The 1,527-nt window shown below is 67.2% G+C and carries 1 protein-coding gene; it reads left to right on the forward strand.

The genetic code is table 11. The features are described from left to right. Nucleotides 1-122 precede the first annotated feature (122 nt). On the forward strand, nt 123-1,229 hold the full coding sequence (locus ACHUEU_RS16450; protein ID WP_394217163.1) for an IS110 family RNA-guided transposase: 1,107 nt from the start codon (nt 123-125) through the stop codon (nt 1,227-1,229). Nucleotides 1,230-1,527 lie beyond the last annotated feature (298 nt).

The raw sequence follows: 1,527 nt of genomic DNA on the forward strand, positions 1-1,527 counted from the left end.
TCAGACGCTATGGGGGTGGCGGAGTCGCTGGGTCGGGTCTTGTGGCCCAGGGCCCCGCTATGAAGACTCGTGGATCACCTGGTCGATGGGCGGCCGGGTGCGCACATTCATAGGAGGCCCTGGTGTTTACCGAGACTACAAGCCTGGGATTGGATGTCCATGCTCGCAGCGTGGTCGCCGCCGCGATCGACGGAGCCACTGGCGAGCTGATCCGGAAGAAGCTGCCCAACGACCCCGTGGTGATCAGCGAGTTCGTCACCGATCTGGACCGCGACCACGGACCCTTACGTATCACCTACGAGGCCGGCCCCACGGGGTTCGGGCTCGCCCGGACCCTGCTCGAGGCGGGATATCTCGTCCAGGTCGCGGCGCCGTCGAAACTGATCCGGGCCCCCGGTGATCGGGTCAAGACCGACCGCAACGACGCGATGCTGCTGGCCCGTCTGGACCGGGCCGGGGACATCATCGCCGTCCGCATCCCCACCCGGAGCGAGGAATCCGCCCGTGACCTGGTCCGTTCCCGGGACGATGCCCGCCGGGACCTGATGACCTCCAGGCACCGACTGGGGAAGCTGTTGCTGCGCCATGGTTACGTGTTCCCCGGGAAGACGGCCTGGGGCCCGACCCATGACGCGTGGATGCGAGGGATTCGTCGTGACGAGCTGACAAGCTCCGGGACCGGGACGCTGGCCGCGTTCGATGACGCCTACGACGCCGTCCACCACGGCCGGGCCCGGCGGGACCGACTCAACGAGACGATCCTCGAGCTGGCAGAGAACAGCGAATTCACCGAGACCACGCACCGGCTGTCCTGCCTGCGCGGCATCTCCACCCTGACCGCCTTCGCGCTGGCGGTCGAGATCGGGGATTGGGAGCGTTTCACCGGCAAGAACATCGCCGCGTTCCTCGGCTTGGTCCCCTCGGAGCACTCCTCCGGCCAGTCCCGGTCGCTCGGTGGGATCACCCGCACCGGCAACTCCCACGCCCGCCGGCTGCTTGTGGAATCCGCCTGGCAGCACAAAGCGAGATACCAGCCCGGATCGACCTTGCAGAAGGACTGGGCGAGAGTCCCCGCGGTCATCGCCGAGCGGGCCGACCAGGGCAACCGGCGCCTGCACCGCCGTTGGATGACCCTGGCTGCCCACCACAAGCCCCACACCGTCGCGACCACCGCGATCGCCCGGGAACTGGCCGGCTGGTGCTGGTCGCTGGCGACGATGGAGACATAACTTCATAGACCGCGTTCACGGGCGATCCAGAGCCTCTCGGGGCGCAGCGTGAGGAGGAGACCAGCGCAAGGGCTGTGAGCAGCCCCCAGCGGGTGACGCTCGATCTCAGACAAGCTCCGCTCCTCCCACCGGAAACAGCGTCATGCGGTAACCAACCCGCGAATATCAGACTGACCACGCGTCGAACAGACACGCCAACCCCGAGAAGCACCCCGCAAACGCCGAAGCGGGGGCACCCACCGGCCAGTGGATGCCCCCGCTTCACCCTGCACACTTGACAGGAAGACCTACATATCAG

The organism is Brachybacterium vulturis, assembly GCF_043641765.1.
Taxonomy (GTDB): Bacteria; Actinomycetota; Actinomycetes; order Actinomycetales; family Dermabacteraceae; genus Brachybacterium; species Brachybacterium vulturis_A.